Below are 12,861 nucleotides of genomic sequence, written 5' to 3'. Positions count from 1 at the left end.
TCAGGCGGCTTCGGCAGCGTCCGCCTCGGCGGCGACGCGGGCCTTGTCGGCTGCGCCCTTGGCGTCGACGTCGCGGTCGACGAACTCGATGACGGCGAGCGGGGCGTTGTCGCCGCGGCGGAAGCCGGCCTTCATGATGCGCAGGTAGCCGCCGTTGCGGTTGGCGTAGCGGCTGGCGATCGCGTCGAACAGCTTCGAGACGACGGCGACGTCGCGGATCTGCGAGATCGCCTGGCGGCGAGCGTGCAGGTCGCCGCGCTTGCCGAGGGTGACGAGCTTCTCGACGATCGGGCGGATTTCCTTCGCCTTCGGCAGCGTCGTTACGATCTGCTCATGCTGGATGAGCGAGGCAGCCATGTTGGCGAACATCGCCTTGCGGTGGCTGGCGGTACGGTTGAGTTTGCGGCCCGAATTCTGGTGGCGCATCTCGGTTCTCCTTCACATGCAGGCTAAGAACCTGCCGTTTGATGGTTAGTATTGGTCTTCGTAGCGCTTGGCGAGATCTTCGATGTTCTCCGGCGGCCATGCGGGCACTTCCATGCCGAGGTGCAGGCCCATGGAAGCGAGAACTTCCTTGATCTCGTTGAGCGACTTGCGACCAAAATTCGGAGTGCGAAGCATTTCGGCTTCGGTCTTCTGAATGAGATCGCCGATATAGACGATGTTGTCGTTCTTCAGGCAGTTCGCCGAACGGACCGAAAGCTCCAGTTCGTCGACCTTCTTGAGGAGCGCCGGGTTGAACGCCAGTTCCGTGACCGATTCTTCTTCGGCTTCCTTCTGCGGCTCGTCGAAGTTGACGAAGACCGAGAGCTGGTCCTGGAGGATGCGGGCCGCGAACGCGATCGCATCTTCGCCGGTGACGGAACCGTCGGTCTCGATGGTCATCGTCAGCTTGTCGTAGTCGAGAACCTGGCCTTCACGGGTGTTTTCCACCTTGTAGGACACTTTCTTGACCGGCGAATAGAGGCTGTCGACCGGGATGAGGCCGATCGGCGCGTCTTCGGAACGGTTGCGGTCGGCCGGGACATAGCCCTTGCCGTTGTTGACCGTGAACTCCATGCGGATCTCCGCGCCCTCGTCGAGGGTGCAGATCACGTGGTCGGGGTTCAGGATCTCGATGTCGCCGACCGTCTGGATGTCGCCAGCCGTCACGACGCCCGGGCCCTGCTTGCGCACGACCATGCGCTTGGAATCGTCGCCATCCATCTTGATGGCGATTTCCTTGATGTTGAGCACGATGTCCGTCACGTCTTCCCGGACGCCCGGGATGGAGGAGAACTCGTGCAGGACGCCGTCGATCTGCACGGCGGTCACAGCCGCGCCGCGCAGCGACGACAGGAGGACGCGACGCAGCGCGTTGCCGAGCGTCAGACCGAAGCCACGCTCCAGCGGCTCGGCAACAAGGCTTGCCTTGGTGCGGCCGGAGGAGGTGAATTCCACCTTGTTCGGCTTGATCAGTTCCTGCCAGTTTTTCTGGATCATGTGTTTTGCCTTCCGTTCGCCGCCACCATCCAATCGTGACGGCCGAGCCCTGAAGTACCGCGGACGCCGGACGGCCTCCACGGTTGTTTGAAGTCGATGATCAGACGCGGCGCTTCTTGCGCGGACGGCAACCGTTGTGCGGGATCGGCGTCACGTCGCGGATCGAGGTGATCATGAAGCCGGCAGCCTGGAGGGCGCGCAGAGCCGATTCACGGCCGGAACCCGGACCGCAGACTTCGACTTCCAGCGACTTCATGCCGTGTTCCTGGGCCTTCTTGGCGCAGTCCTCGGCAGCGATCTGGGCCGCGAACGGGGTCGACTTGCGCGAACCCTTGAAGCCCTTCGCACCAGCGGACGACCAGGCAATCGCATTGCCCTGCGCGTCGGTGATGGTGATCATCGTGTTGTTGAACGAAGAATTGACGTGAGCAACACCCGAGGTGATGTTCTTGCGTTCGCGACGGCGGACGCGTGCGGCTTCCTTGGCCATGGATAGTCCTTTCGTTGATCTCGACACCGCCGTAATTCCAGCGGCTCCACCGGGCCGGGACGAAATCCCTGCCCTGAACACTATTGTGCACGCATGCCGGGGGGCGATGCGTGCGGCGATATCGTCACTGCCGTAACGCCAGCAGCTCCACCTTCGAAGGCAATAGGATTTAGCCAGTAGGCAACAGGGCTTGAACCCTACTGCCTACTGGCTATCGCCTACTGCCTCAGAAAATTACTTCTTCTTGCCTGCGATGGCCTTGGCCGGACCCTTGCGGGTACGGGCGTTCGTGTGCGTGCGCTGGCCGCGGACCGGCAGGCCGCGACGGTGACGCAGGCCACGGTAGCAGCCGAGGTCCATGAGACGCTTGATGTTCATCGAGGTTTCGCGACGCAGGTCGCCTTCGACCTGGTAGTCGCGGTCGATGGCTTCGCGGATCTGCAGGATTTCTGCGTCCGTGAGCTGATGCACGCGACGATCGGCCGGGATGCCGACCTTCTCGATGATCTCCTGTGCAAACTTCGGGCCGATCCCGTGAATGTAACGGAGCGCGATTACGACGCGCTTCGCGGTCGGGATGTTGACGCCAGCGATACGTGCCACGCCTGTTCTCCTTGCTTCCAGTTGCCATCCGGCAAGTGGTTTTCTTCATTCGATACGGCCACGAGAGCCGCTGCTCATCTATGGTGCCGCATAATTCTATCCCTGGATCACACTGATCCCGGGAATCATGCGGTGATGTTCGGGACATGTCGAAAACGACCGCACCCGGACTTCGTTCTTGGAAATCCGCGCCGATCGCAATGGTATGTCGCGAGTTGGCGCTGTCTTAAGGGGAATCGGCCGAAAAAGTCAACTCCCCGGCCGGTCCTTTTTAACCTGAGTTCAGGCGTTCTCCAGGATTCCGGCGATCTCGGCGGTCACGGCATCGACATTGGCCATGCCGTCGACCGTCTGGAGCTTGCCGGTCGAGGCGTAGTAGTTCGACAGCGGCGCGGTTTTCTCGCGGTATTCGGCGAGGCGGCGCTTGAAGGCTTCCGGGTTGTCGTCGGAGCGAACCGCGCCGCCGGAGGCGACCGTCTCGGCCACGCGATTCTCCATGCGCTTGACCAGGGCGTCCTCGTCGACCTTGAGCTCGATGACCGCGTCGAGCGCGATGCCCTTGCCCGCGAGGATCCGGTCGAGGGCCTCGGCCTGCGGAACCGTGCGCGGGTATCCGTCGAGGATGAAGCCCCTGGCACAGTCCGGCTCTTCGATCCGGTCGGAAACGATCTCGTTGACGATGGCATCGGAGACGAGCTGACCGGCGTCCATGACGGCCTTGGCGCGCTTGCCGACATCCGTGCCGGCGGCGACGGCCGCCCGCAGCATGTCACCCGTGGAAAGCTGCGGAATGCCGTACTTCTCCGTCAGGAGCTTGGCTTGCGTCCCCTTGCCAGCGCCCGGCGGCCCCAGAAAAATCAGTCTCATCGTCCCCTCTTTCCTCCACGCAGCTTCGACTTCTTGATCAGCCCCTCATACTGCTGAGCAATCAGGTGACCTTGTATCTGTGCTACAGTATCCAAGGTCACGCTGACAACAATCAAAAGCGACGTACCACCAAGGTAGAATGGCACCCCGGTCTGCGCGATGAGAATTTCGGGAAGGATGCAAACGAAGACGAGATAGAGCGCGCCGACGACCGTGATGCGGGTCAGCACGAAGTCGATATATTCGGCGGTGCGCTCGCCCGGACGGATGCCGGGGATGAAGCCGCCGTGCTTCTTCAGGTTGTCGGCCGTGTCCTTCGGATTGAAGACGATGGCCGTGTAGAAGAAGGCGAAGAAGGCGATCATGGCGGCATAGAGCGCCATGTAGAGCGGCTGGCCGTGGCCGAGGGCGGCGATGACCGCGGTCGCCCAGGAGGGCAGCTCGGACGTGTTCGAGAAGCCCGCCAGCGTGGCCGGAAGCAGGAGCAGCGAGGAGGCGAAGATCGCAGGGATGACGCCCGCGGTGTTGAGCTTCAGCGGCAGGTGCGACGTATCGCCCTGGAACATGCGGTTGCCGACCTGGCGCTTCGGATACTGGATCAGCAGGCGGCGCTGCGCGCGCTCGACGAAGACGATGAGCGCGATGACGCCGACGGCCATGACGACGACGGCGATAATGACGCCGATCGACAGCGCGCCGGTGCGGCCGAGTTCGAGCGTGCCGGCGAGCGCGGACGGAAGGGCCGCGACGATGCCGGCGAAGATGATCAGCGAAATGCCGTTGCCGATGCCGCGCGAGGTGATCTGCTCGCCGAGCCACATCAGGAACATGGTGCCGCCGAGCAGGGAGATGACGGTGGAAATGCGGAAGAACCAGCCCGGATCGTTGACCAGCCCCGCCCCGCTCTCAAGGCCCACCGCGATGCCGTAGGCCTGCAGCGCGCCGAGCAGCACCGTGCCGTAGCGGGTGTACTGGTTGATGATCTTGCGGCCCTGCTCGCCTTCCTTCTTCAGCTGCTCCAGCGAAGGGACGACCGAGGTCATGAGCTGCACGATGATCGATGCGGAGATGTACGGCATGATGCCCAGCGCGAAGATCGCCATGCGCTCGACGGCGCCGCCGGAGAACATGTTGAAGAGGCCGAGGATCCCGCCCGACTGGCCACGGAAGGCCTGCGCGAAGGCATCGGGGTTGAGGCCCGGCAACGGAATGTAGGTGCCGAGACGATAGACGAGCAGCGCGCCCAGCGTGAACCAGAGACGCTTCTTCAGGTCTTCCGCCTTCGCGAAAGTCGAGAAGTTGAGATTAGAGGCAAGTTGTTCCGCTGCCGAAGCCATGCATTTCTCCGCGAAGCCGATCCGGCGGCGGGGAGCCCGGCCAGGTCCGGAATGGCTGATCCGTTGGCACCTGCGACCGGCCCTCCCCGGACCGACGACGCCGATGCTGAAATTGGTCGTGCCCTTCTGCCGTTGCGGCAAAGCGGGCGGATGGAGCCTAAACCGGTTGAAACGCGGATTGTCAAGCAATCCCGGCCTCACCCTGGTTTTTCTTCCGGACAACGGCGGGAGAGAATCCCGGCCGTCGCTGTGAGGCTCACATATGGGAGCAAAATCGCCCGGTGTGAAGCACACCGGGCGAAGATTTCGTCGAATTATTCGGCGGCCTGCGCTGCCGCGGCAAGGAGCTTGACCGAGCCGCCGGCCTTTTCGATCTTCTCGATGGCCGGCTTGGAGGCGCCGGCGACTTCGAACGCCACCTTGGCCTTCAGCTCGCCGTCGGCGAGGATGCGCACGCCATCCTTCTCGCGGCGGATGACGCCGGCGGCCTTGAGGGCGGCGGCATCGACGGTCGCCTTCGGGTCGAGCTTCTTGGCGTCGATCGCCTTCTGGACGCGGTCCAGGGAAACGATGACGAAGTCGGACGCGAAGATGTTGTTGAAGCCGCGCTTCGGCAGACGGCGGTAGATGGGCATCTGGCCGCCTTCGAAGCCATTGATGGCGACGCCCGAACGGGCCTTCTGGCCCTTGACGCCGCGACCGCCGGTCTTGCCCTTGCCCGAGCCGATACCGCGACCTACGCGCTTGCGGCCCTTCGAGGAACCCTCGTTGTCCTTGATTTCATTAAGCTTCATGATCTTGTCTCCCTCACTTCTCGTCGACGACGCGGACGAGGTGCTGGACGGCACGGATCATGCCGCGGACAGACGGGGTGTCTTCCAGCGTGCGAACCCGGTGCATCTTGTTGAGGCCCAGGCCGATCAGCGTCTGACGCTGGATGGCCGGACGGCGGATGGGGCTGCCGATCTGCTCGACAGTCACCGTCTTCTTGGCGGTTTCTTTCTTGGCCATTGTTCAGACTCCCTTATTCTTCGGAAGCGACGCCGGCGGACTGACGACGGGCCTGCAGCGTGGCGTACTTCATGCCGCGCTGTGCCGCGATGTCCTTCGGGTGCACCTGGCTCTTGAGGGCGTCGAACGTCGCACGGATCATGTTGTACGGGTTCGACGAACCGGTCGACTTGGCGACGACGTCGTGAACGCCGAGCGTTTCGAAGACGGCGCGCATCGGGCCGCCGGCGATGATGCCGGTACCGGCCTTGGCCGAGCGAAGCAGAACCTTGCCGGCGCCGTGACGGCCGTGCACGTCGTGGTGCAGCGTGCGGCCCGAGCGCAGCGGGACGAAGATGAGGTCGCGCTTGGCCGCTTCGGTGGCCTTGCGGATCGCTTCGGGAACTTCACGGGCCTTGCCGTGGCCGAAGCCGACGCGGCCCTTCTGGTCGCCGACGACGACGAGCGCTGCGAAACCGAAACGACGGCCGCCCTTGACGACCTTCGCGACGCGGTTGATCGCGACGAGCTTGTCGACAAACTCGCTGTCGCGCTCTTCGCGGGACTGGCGGTCTTCGCGACCGCGCTTTTCCTGTGCCATTGTCCTTTTCCTTTTTCTTTTCCGGGTGCAATCGGCAGATTGACGAAATCGCCTCCATTCGGGGAACGGAAGCGACCAGTACCCTACTGAATTGGTCGGCGGGCGCTCGAGGCGCCCGACCGATCGATCAGAAGTTCAGACCACCTTCACGGGCAGCGTCGGCGAGAGCCTTGACGCGGCCGTGATAGAGGAAGGCGCCACGGTCGAAGACGACGTCCTTGACGCCGGCCTTGACTGCGCGCTCGGCAATGAGCTTGCCGACGGCAGCGGCTGCTGCCGTGTCGGCGCCCGTCTTCAGCGACGAGCGCAGATCGCTGTCGAGCGTGGAGGCGGACGCAAGCGTCTTGCCGGCCACGTCGTCGATGACCTGTACGTAGATGTTCTTCGACGAGCGATGAACCGACAGGCGGGGACGGCCGTTGGCGACCGCCTTGATGGAACGGCGCACGCGGTTGGCGCGGCGCACGAGAGCTTCTTTCCTGCTAGCCATTTCGCGTGATCCTTACTTCTTCTTGCCTTCCTTGCGGACGATGCGTTCTTCCGCATACTTGACGCCCTTGCCCTTGTAGGGCTCGGGGCCACGGTATTCGCGGATTTCGGCGGCGACCTGGCCGACCTGCTGCTTGTTGATGCCGGAGACGACGATTTCCGTCGGCTTCGGAACAGCGATCGAGATGCCTTCCGGCGTCTGGTAGACGACGTCGTGGCTGAAGCCGAGCGCCAGCTGCAGGTTCTTGCCCTGCATGGACGCGCGGTAGCCGACGCCGTTGATTTCGAGCTTGCGCTCGTAGCCGTCCTTCACGCCCTTGAAGATGTTCTCGACCATCGTGCGGGACATGCCCCACTTGGAACGAGCGTCCTTGGAGTCGTTGACCGGCTGGACGACAACGGCGTTATCTTCGAGCTTGACCGAAACTTCGTCGTTCGCGACGAAGAACAGTTCGCCCTTCGGGCCCTTCGCGGTGACCTTTTGACCGTCGACGGTCGCGGTGACACCAGCGGGAACCGGAACGGGCTTCTTACCGATACGAGACATTGTTTTATCCTGTCTGTTCGCTATGGAGATCCCTGCCCTGTCTTAGAAGACGGAGCAAAGAACCTCACCACCAACGTTCTGTTCGCGTGCCTGGTGATCGGCCATCACGCCCTTCGGGGTCGAAAGGATGGTGATGCCGAGGCCGTTCGCGACCTGCGGGATGGACTTGACCGAGACATAGACCCGGCGGCCCGGCTTGGAGACGCGGTCGATCTTGCGGATCACCGATGCGCCTTCGTAGTATTTCAGCTCGATGTTCAGCTCGGCCTTGCCGTTGCCGAATTCGACCTCGGAGTATCCGCGGATGTAGCCTTCGGCCTGAAGGACGTCCAGAACGCGGGCGCGCAGCTTGGAAGCCGGCGTGGAGACGCTCGACTTGCGGCGTGCGGCGCCGTTGCGGATACGGGTGAGCATATCGCCCAAAGGATCAGTCATTGCCATGTGCCCGTCTCCTTACCAGCTCGACTTGACGACGCCCGGCACCTTGCCGAGGTTGCCCAGTTCGCGAAGCGCAATACGCGACATCTTGAGTTTGCGATAAAAGGCGCGCGGACGGCCCGTGACTTCGCAGCGGTTGCGAATGCGGGTCTTGGAGCCATTGCGCGGCATTTCGGCAAGCTTCAGGGTCGCCTTGAAGCGCTCTTCGATCGGAAGAGCCTGGTTCTGGATGATCGCCTTGAGGGCGGCACGCTTGGCGGCGTGGCTGGCAACCAGTTTGCGGCGGCGCTTGTTCTTTTCGACTGCGCTCGTTTTCGCCATAACAGTTATCCTTCTTTACGCTTGTCGTTACGGATTACTGGCGGAACGGGAAGTTGAACTCTTTCAGGAGAGCCCGGGCTTCGTCGTCCGTCGTTGCCGTCGTGCAAACGATGATGTCCATGCCCCACATCTGATCAACCTTGTCGTAGTTGATCTCAGGGAACACAATGTGCTCCTTGATGCCCATGGCGAAGTTGCCACGGCCATCGAAGGACTTCGGGTTCAGACCACGGAAGTCGCGTACGCGGGGCAGCGCGATGTTCACGAGGCGATCCAGAAATTCATACATGCGCGCGCCGCGAAGGGTGACCTTGGCGCCGATCGGCATGCCTTCACGGACCTTGAAGCCCGCGATGGAGTTGCGGGCGCGCGTGATGACCGGCTTCTGGCCGGCGATCGCCGCGAGGTCGGCGGCGGCAACGGTCGGCTTCTTCGAGTCGCCCGTGGCTTCGCCAACGCCCATGTTGATGACGATCTTGTCGATCTTCGGGATCTGCATGTCGTTGGCGTAGGAGAACTGCTCCTTCAGCGCCTTGCGGATACGCTCGACATATTCCTTCTTGAGCCGCGGCTCATACTTGGTGTCAGCCATCGATCGACACTCCCGAACGCTTTGCCACACGAACCTTCTTGTCGCCTTCGATCTTGAAGCCGACGCGGGTCGGCTTGCCGTCCTTGGGGTCGGCGATCGCGATATTCGACAGGTGGATCGGAGCTTCCTTGGTGATGATGCCGGCTTCCTGGGTCTGGGTCTGACGCTGGTGACGCTTCACCAGGTTGATACCCTTGACGACCGCACGGTCTTCCTTCGGCATGACCTGAACAACTTCACCGGTGCGGCCCTTGTCCTTGCCGGTGAGCACGACGACCTTATCGCCCTTACGAATCTTTTGCATAGCCATCGCTCCTTAGAGTACTTCCGGAGCCAGCGAGATGATCTTCATGTGGTTCTTTGCGCGCAGTTCGCGCGGAACCGGTCCGAAGATACGGGTGCCGATGGGCTCTTTCTTGTTGTCGATCAGGACGGCTGCGTTGTTGTCGAAACGGATGACGCTGCCATCGGGGCGGCGGATGTCCTTGGCGGTACGAACGACGACCGCCTTCATCACGTCACCCTTCTTCACGCGGCCACGCGGAATCGCTTCCTTGATCGAGACGACGATAATATCGCCGACCGAAGCGTACTTGCGCTTGGAGCCGCCCAGCACCTTGATGCACATGACACGACGTGCGCCGGAATTATCCGCGACGTCGAGGTTAGTCTGCATCTGAATCATGTCAGGTCGCCTTCTTGTTTTACCGGACCGGTTGGGCCTCTCTTGATTAAGGAGGGGCCCCCTGTTCCAGCTTATGGAAATTCATGTTTTCGCGCGGGATGGTGTGTTGCCAAGGCGGTTTCCCTTCGGCGAGCCGACGGACCTTCCCTGCGCTCAAAGCAAAAGAACGCTCGCGATTCCGAGCGTCCTTGCGCTGCTTCATACAGGTTTTCGCGCCAGACGCAAGGGCCCGGCGCCAAATCCGATGTTTTTAAGCGTGGGCCGATACGACGGTCCAGCGCTTGTCCTTGGAGATCGGGGCGCATTCCTGGATGGAAACGACGTCGCCGACCTTGTACTGGTTGTTTTCGTCATGCGCCTTGTACTTCTTGGACCGGCGAACGGTCTTCTGAAGCAGCGGGTGCGCAAAACGGCGCTCGACGCGGACGACAACGGTCTTGTCGTTCTTGTCGCTGACTACGGTGCCCTGCAGAATGCGTTTCGGCATCTTGTTCTTCCTTTAAGCCTTGGCTTCTGCCGCCTTCTGGCGGGCGATGGTCTTGACGCGCGCGATGTCCTTGCGGACTTCGTTGATGCGCGAGGTCTTCTCGAGCTGGCCGGTCGCCTTCTGGAAGCGCAGGTTGAACTGCTCCTTCTTCAGCTTGGCAAGCTCCTCGTTGAGCTGGTCGGCGCTGAGCGCCCGGACGTCTGCGGCTTTCATCGCTACTCGCTCCTTACTCTGCAATGCGCTGTACGAAGCGCGTCTTGACCGAGAGCTTGGCCGAGCCGAGGCGAAGCGCTTCACGCGCGATTTCCTCGGAAACGCCGTCGATCTCGAACATCATACGGCCGGGCTTGACCTTGCATGCCCAGTATTCGACGGAGCCCTTGCCCTTACCCATGCGGACTTCGGTGGGCTTTGCGGTGACCGGCGTGTCCGGGAACACGCGGATCCATACGCGACCGGCACGCTTCATGTAGCGGGTGATCGCACGGCGGGCCGCTTCGATCTCACGCGCGTTGACGCGGTTCGGTTCCTGAGCCTTCAGGCCGAACTCGCCGAAGGCGAGCTCGGAGCCGCCCTTGGCGACGCCCTTGATGCGGCCCTTGAACTGCTTGCGGTACTTGGTACGCTTTGGCTGCAACATTTTTTTACTTCTCCGATATTGGCTGCCAAACGCGACTGTTACGCGTTTTCGCGACGACGGTCACGATCGCGGTCGCGATCACGGCTGCCGGCGCCCTGGTTGTCACTTTCGCTGGCGCGACGCTCGGAGGCCATCGGATCGTGCTCAAGGATTTCGCCCTTGAAGATCCAGACCTTGATGCCGCAGATGCCGAATGCGGTCTCGGCTTCAGCCGTACCGTAGTCGATGTCCGCACGCAGCGTATGGAGCGGAACGCGGCCTTCGCGGTACCATTCGGTACGGGCGATTTCCGCGCCGCCGAGACGGCCGGCGCAGGTGATCTTGATGCCTTCGGCACCAAGACGCATGGCCGACTGGACAGCGCGCTTCATCGCACGGCGGAAGGCCACGCGGCGTTCGAGCTGCTGGGCGATCGACTGGGCGACGAGCGTCGCGTCGACTTCCGGCTTGCGCACCTCGACGATGTTGAGGTGCGTTTCGGAGTTCGTCATCTCGGAGAGCTTCTTGCGGAGCTTCTCGATGTCCGCACCCTTCTTGCCGATGATCAGACCCGGGCGAGCCGAGTGGATCGTGACGCGGCACTTCTTGTGCGGGCGCTCGATGACGACCTTCGAGATACCGGCCTGCTTCAATTCGTCCTGAACGAACTTGCGGATCTTCAGGTCTTCGTGGAGCAGCTGGCCGTATTCGGCATTGTCGGCGAACCAGCGGCTGTCCCAGGTACGGTTGATGCCGAGGCGGAAACCGATCGGATTAATCTTCTGGCCCATTATGCGGCCTCCCCTTTGGCTTCGACTTCACGGACGACGATCGTCAGATGCGAGAAAGGCTTCTCGATCCGCGATGCGCGGCCGCGGCCACGAGCGTGGAAACGCTTCATGACGATCGACTTGCCGACATAGGCCTCGGCGACGATTAGACTATCGACGTCGAGGTCGTGGTTGTTTTCTGCGTTGGCGATCGCGGACTCAAGCGTCTTCTTGACGGTCTCGGCGCTACGCTTGCGCGAGAATTCAAGATCGGCGAGAGCGCGGTCGACCTTCTTGCCGCGGATGAGCGCAGCAAGCAGGTTGAGCTTCTGGGGGCTGACGCGGATCGTGCGCGCAACAGCCTGCGCCTCGTTATCCTTCAGCCGACGTTCGGCTTTAGCCTTGCCCATCGTTACTTCCTCTTCGCCTTCTTGTCCGCACCGTGACCGTAGTAGGTCCGGGTGGGAGCGAACTCACCAAACTTGTGGCCGACCATGTCTTCGTTGACGGCCACCGGGATGTGCTTGCTGCCGTTGTAGACGCCGAAGGTGAGACCTACGAACTGCGGCAGGATCGTGGAGCGGCGGCTCCAGATCTTGATAACCTCGTTGCGACCGCCTTCACGAACCTTCTCAGCCTTCTTGAGAAGATAGCCGTCAACAAACGGGCCTTTCCATACTGAACGAGCCATTCCTGACTACCTCTCTTATTTCTTACGCTGATGGCGCGAGCGCATGATGAACTTGTCCGTGGACTTGTTCGAACGGGTGCGCTTGCCCTTGGTCGGCTTGCCCCACGGGGTAACCGGGTGACGACCGCCGGAAGTGCGGCCTTCACCACCGCCGTGCGGGTGGTCGACCGGGTTCATGACGACGCCGCGAACGTGCGGACGCTTGCCGCGCCAGCGCGAACGACCGGCCTTGCCGTCGTTGATGTTGCCGTGGTCCGGGTTCGAGACGGCGCCGACCGTTGCAAGGCACGACGCGTGAACCAGGCGCTGCTCGCCGGAGTTCAGGCGAAGGATCGCCATGCCCTGGTCGCGGCCGACCAGCTGGACGAAGGTGCCGGCGGAACGGGCGATCTGGCCGCCCTTGCCCGGCTTCATCTCGACGTTGTGGACGATCGAGCCGACCGGGATGTACTGCAGCGGCATGGTGTTGCCGGGCTTGACGTCGACGGCCTTGTCGGAGGCGATGACCTTGTCGCCCGCCGCCAGGCGCTGCGGCGCCAGGATGTAGGCCTGCTCGCCGTCGGCATAGCTCACCAGCGCGATGAACGCGGTGCGGTTCGGGTCGTATTCCAGGCGCTCGACCGTGCCCTCGACGTCGAACTTGCGACGCTTGAAGTCGACGAGACGGTAGGTGCGCTTGTGACCGCCGCCCTGGAAGCGCACGGTGATGCGGCCCAGGTTGTTGCGGCCGCCCTTGGACGACAGGCCCTGGGTCAGAGCCTTTACGGGCTTGCCCTTGTAAAGGCCCGACCGGTCGACGATGACCAGCTGGCGCTGGCTCGGGGTGGTCGGATTGAAGCTTTTCAATGCCAT

23 protein-coding genes are annotated in these 12,861 nt (G+C 62.3%); all 23 read right to left on the bottom strand.

Annotated features, from left to right (window positions below; all coding sequences use genetic code 11):
* The 23 genes from rplQ to rplB all read right to left on the bottom strand — a co-directional run bounded on the left by rplQ (position 1) and on the right by rplB (position 12,861).
* Complete coding sequence (gene rplQ, locus ACIIOY_RS18230; RefSeq protein ID WP_411036093.1) at positions 1 to 426, bottom strand: 50S ribosomal protein L17; 426 nt, start codon at positions 424 to 426, stop codon at positions 1 to 3.
* 45 nt (positions 427 to 471) lie between these two features.
* On the bottom strand, positions 472 to 1,482 hold the full coding sequence (locus ACIIOY_RS18225; RefSeq protein ID WP_119258414.1) for a DNA-directed RNA polymerase subunit alpha: 1,011 nt from the start codon (positions 1,480 to 1,482) through the stop codon (positions 472 to 474).
* Between the two features lie 100 nt (positions 1,483 to 1,582).
* Positions 1,583 to 1,972 carry a 30S ribosomal protein S11 gene (rpsK, locus tag ACIIOY_RS18220; protein ID WP_023513823.1) on the bottom strand — a complete coding sequence of 130 codons (390 nt, stop codon included), beginning with the start codon at positions 1,970 to 1,972 and terminating at the stop codon, positions 1,583 to 1,585.
* A 234-nt stretch (positions 1,973 to 2,206) separates the two neighbouring features.
* Positions 2,207 to 2,575: a 30S ribosomal protein S13 gene (rpsM, locus tag ACIIOY_RS18215; RefSeq protein ID WP_064329867.1), complete on the bottom strand. Its 369-nt coding sequence runs from the start codon at positions 2,573 to 2,575 to the stop codon at positions 2,207 to 2,209.
* Between the two features lie 282 nt (positions 2,576 to 2,857).
* Entirely contained in the window at positions 2,858 to 3,442 is a 585-nt protein-coding gene (locus ACIIOY_RS18210; protein WP_411036092.1) for an adenylate kinase, read from the bottom strand.
* Complete coding sequence (gene secY, locus ACIIOY_RS18205) at positions 3,439 to 4,779, bottom strand: preprotein translocase subunit SecY (protein WP_411036091.1); 1,341 nt, start codon at positions 4,777 to 4,779, stop codon at positions 3,439 to 3,441. The genes ACIIOY_RS18210 and secY overlap by 4 nt, the downstream gene beginning before the upstream one ends.
* Before the next feature lie 314 nt (positions 4,780 to 5,093).
* Positions 5,094 to 5,573, bottom strand: coding sequence for a 50S ribosomal protein L15 (gene rplO / locus ACIIOY_RS18200; RefSeq protein ID WP_411036090.1), 480 nt, complete (start codon positions 5,571 to 5,573; stop codon positions 5,094 to 5,096).
* 13 nt (positions 5,574 to 5,586) lie between these two features.
* The gene (gene rpmD, locus ACIIOY_RS18195) at positions 5,587 to 5,790 is read right to left on the bottom strand and encodes a 50S ribosomal protein L30 (protein ID WP_411036089.1); all 204 of its coding nucleotides are present in this window, start codon (positions 5,788 to 5,790) and stop codon (positions 5,587 to 5,589) included.
* Positions 5,791 to 5,803: 13 nt separating this feature from the next.
* The gene (rpsE, locus tag ACIIOY_RS18190; protein ID WP_411036088.1) at positions 5,804 to 6,370 is read right to left on the bottom strand and encodes a 30S ribosomal protein S5; all 567 of its coding nucleotides are present in this window, start codon (positions 6,368 to 6,370) and stop codon (positions 5,804 to 5,806) included.
* 127 nt (positions 6,371 to 6,497) lie between these two features.
* Positions 6,498 to 6,860, bottom strand: coding sequence for a 50S ribosomal protein L18 (rplR, locus tag ACIIOY_RS18185; protein WP_411036087.1), 363 nt, complete (start codon positions 6,858 to 6,860; stop codon positions 6,498 to 6,500).
* Between the two features lie 12 nt (positions 6,861 to 6,872).
* Positions 6,873 to 7,406, bottom strand: coding sequence for a 50S ribosomal protein L6 (rplF, locus tag ACIIOY_RS18180; RefSeq protein ID WP_411036086.1), 534 nt, complete (start codon positions 7,404 to 7,406; stop codon positions 6,873 to 6,875).
* 42 nt (positions 7,407 to 7,448) lie between these two features.
* On the bottom strand, positions 7,449 to 7,847 hold the full coding sequence (gene rpsH, locus ACIIOY_RS18175; protein WP_411036085.1) for a 30S ribosomal protein S8: 399 nt from the start codon (positions 7,845 to 7,847) through the stop codon (positions 7,449 to 7,451).
* Between the two features lie 12 nt (positions 7,848 to 7,859).
* Positions 7,860 to 8,165 carry a 30S ribosomal protein S14 gene (gene rpsN, locus ACIIOY_RS18170; protein WP_411036084.1) on the bottom strand — a complete coding sequence of 102 codons (306 nt, stop codon included), beginning with the start codon at positions 8,163 to 8,165 and terminating at the stop codon, positions 7,860 to 7,862.
* A 34-nt stretch (positions 8,166 to 8,199) separates the two neighbouring features.
* Entirely contained in the window at positions 8,200 to 8,757 is a 558-nt protein-coding gene (gene rplE, locus ACIIOY_RS18165; protein ID WP_411036083.1) for a 50S ribosomal protein L5, read from the bottom strand.
* Positions 8,750 to 9,061 (bottom strand): 50S ribosomal protein L24, encoded by a 312-nt coding sequence (rplX, locus tag ACIIOY_RS18160; protein WP_411036082.1) that lies wholly within the window; start codon positions 9,059 to 9,061, stop codon positions 8,750 to 8,752. The genes rplE and rplX overlap by 8 nt, the downstream gene beginning before the upstream one ends.
* A gap of 12 nt (positions 9,062 to 9,073) precedes the next feature.
* Entirely contained in the window at positions 9,074 to 9,442 is a 369-nt protein-coding gene (gene rplN / locus ACIIOY_RS18155; RefSeq protein ID WP_018328276.1) for a 50S ribosomal protein L14, read from the bottom strand.
* Positions 9,443 to 9,692: 250 nt separating this feature from the next.
* Positions 9,693 to 9,929, bottom strand: a complete 237-nt coding sequence (rpsQ, locus tag ACIIOY_RS18150) for a 30S ribosomal protein S17 (protein ID WP_257315682.1) — start codon at positions 9,927 to 9,929, stop codon at positions 9,693 to 9,695.
* A gap of 12 nt (positions 9,930 to 9,941) precedes the next feature.
* Positions 9,942 to 10,142: a 50S ribosomal protein L29 gene (rpmC, locus tag ACIIOY_RS18145; protein WP_203422962.1), complete on the bottom strand. Its 201-nt coding sequence runs from the start codon at positions 10,140 to 10,142 to the stop codon at positions 9,942 to 9,944.
* A gap of 13 nt (positions 10,143 to 10,155) precedes the next feature.
* On the bottom strand, positions 10,156 to 10,569 hold the full coding sequence (gene rplP / locus ACIIOY_RS18140) for a 50S ribosomal protein L16 (protein WP_411036081.1): 414 nt from the start codon (positions 10,567 to 10,569) through the stop codon (positions 10,156 to 10,158).
* Positions 10,570 to 10,607: 38 nt separating this feature from the next.
* Positions 10,608 to 11,339 carry a 30S ribosomal protein S3 gene (rpsC, locus tag ACIIOY_RS18135; protein ID WP_411036080.1) on the bottom strand — a complete coding sequence of 244 codons (732 nt, stop codon included), beginning with the start codon at positions 11,337 to 11,339 and terminating at the stop codon, positions 10,608 to 10,610.
* Entirely contained in the window at positions 11,339 to 11,728 is a 390-nt protein-coding gene (rplV, locus tag ACIIOY_RS18130) for a 50S ribosomal protein L22 (RefSeq protein WP_411036079.1), read from the bottom strand. Before rplV ends, rpsC begins: the two co-directional genes overlap by 1 nt.
* Positions 11,729 to 11,730: 2 nt before the next feature.
* The gene (rpsS, locus tag ACIIOY_RS18125; RefSeq protein WP_257315679.1) at positions 11,731 to 12,009 is read right to left on the bottom strand and encodes a 30S ribosomal protein S19; all 279 of its coding nucleotides are present in this window, start codon (positions 12,007 to 12,009) and stop codon (positions 11,731 to 11,733) included.
* Between the two features lie 15 nt (positions 12,010 to 12,024).
* A complete protein-coding gene (rplB, locus tag ACIIOY_RS18120; RefSeq protein WP_411036078.1) occupies positions 12,025 to 12,861 on the bottom strand; it encodes a 50S ribosomal protein L2 in 837 nt (278 codons plus the stop codon).

The sequence above is a fragment of the Shinella agrisoli genome (genome assembly GCF_046557955.1).
GTDB lineage: Bacteria > Pseudomonadota > Alphaproteobacteria > Rhizobiales > Rhizobiaceae > Shinella.
The sequence above is the reverse complement of the archived record's forward strand: the minus strand, read 5'-3'. Positions and strand labels throughout refer to the sequence as shown.

Coding starts and splice junctions, on each gene's coding strand:
- rplP (WP_411036081.1), bottom strand. CDS start 10,569: ATGTTGCAGCCAAAGCGTACCAAGTACCGCAAGCAGTTCAAGGGCCGC.
- rplO (WP_411036090.1), bottom strand. CDS start 5,573: ATGAAGCTTAATGAAATCAAGGACAACGAGGGTTCCTCGAAGGGCCGC.
- rpsS (WP_257315679.1), bottom strand. CDS start 12,009: ATGGCTCGTTCAGTATGGAAAGGCCCGTTTGTTGACGGCTATCTTCTC.
- ACIIOY_RS18225 (WP_119258414.1), bottom strand. CDS start 1,482: ATGATCCAGAAAAACTGGCAGGAACTGATCAAGCCGAACAAGGTGGAA.
- rplF (WP_411036086.1), bottom strand. CDS start 7,406: ATGTCTCGTATCGGTAAGAAGCCCGTTCCGGTTCCCGCTGGTGTCACC.
- rplV (WP_411036079.1), bottom strand. CDS start 11,728: ATGGGCAAGGCTAAAGCCGAACGTCGGCTGAAGGATAACGAGGCGCAG.
- rpsQ (WP_257315682.1), bottom strand. CDS start 9,929: ATGCCGAAACGCATTCTGCAGGGCACCGTAGTCAGCGACAAGAACGAC.
- rplN (WP_018328276.1), bottom strand. CDS start 9,442: ATGATTCAGATGCAGACTAACCTCGACGTCGCGGATAATTCCGGCGCA.
- rpsK (WP_023513823.1), bottom strand. CDS start 1,972: ATGGCCAAGGAAGCCGCACGCGTCCGCCGTCGCGAACGCAAGAACATC.
- rplB (WP_411036078.1), bottom strand. CDS start 12,861: ATGGCATTGAAAAGCTTCAATCCGACCACCCCGAGCCAGCGCCAGCTG.
- ACIIOY_RS18210 (WP_411036092.1), bottom strand. CDS start 3,442: ATGAGACTGATTTTTCTGGGGCCGCCGGGCGCTGGCAAGGGGACGCAA.
- rpmD (WP_411036089.1), bottom strand. CDS start 5,790: ATGGCCAAGAAAGAAACCGCCAAGAAGACGGTGACTGTCGAGCAGATC.
- rplQ (WP_411036093.1), bottom strand. CDS start 426: ATGCGCCACCAGAATTCGGGCCGCAAACTCAACCGTACCGCCAGCCAC.
- rpmC (WP_203422962.1), bottom strand. CDS start 10,142: ATGAAAGCCGCAGACGTCCGGGCGCTCAGCGCCGACCAGCTCAACGAG.
- rplR (WP_411036087.1), bottom strand. CDS start 6,860: ATGGCTAGCAGGAAAGAAGCTCTCGTGCGCCGCGCCAACCGCGTGCGC.
- rpsH (WP_411036085.1), bottom strand. CDS start 7,847: ATGGCAATGACTGATCCTTTGGGCGATATGCTCACCCGTATCCGCAAC.
- rplX (WP_411036082.1), bottom strand. CDS start 9,061: ATGCAAAAGATTCGTAAGGGCGATAAGGTCGTCGTGCTCACCGGCAAG.
- rplE (WP_411036083.1), bottom strand. CDS start 8,757: ATGGCTGACACCAAGTATGAGCCGCGGCTCAAGAAGGAATATGTCGAG.
- rpsE (WP_411036088.1), bottom strand. CDS start 6,370: ATGGCACAGGAAAAGCGCGGTCGCGAAGACCGCCAGTCCCGCGAAGAG.
- secY (WP_411036091.1), bottom strand. CDS start 4,779: ATGGCTTCGGCAGCGGAACAACTTGCCTCTAATCTCAACTTCTCGACT.
- rpsN (WP_411036084.1), bottom strand. CDS start 8,165: ATGGCGAAAACGAGCGCAGTCGAAAAGAACAAGCGCCGCCGCAAACTG.
- rpsC (WP_411036080.1), bottom strand. CDS start 11,339: ATGGGCCAGAAGATTAATCCGATCGGTTTCCGCCTCGGCATCAACCGT.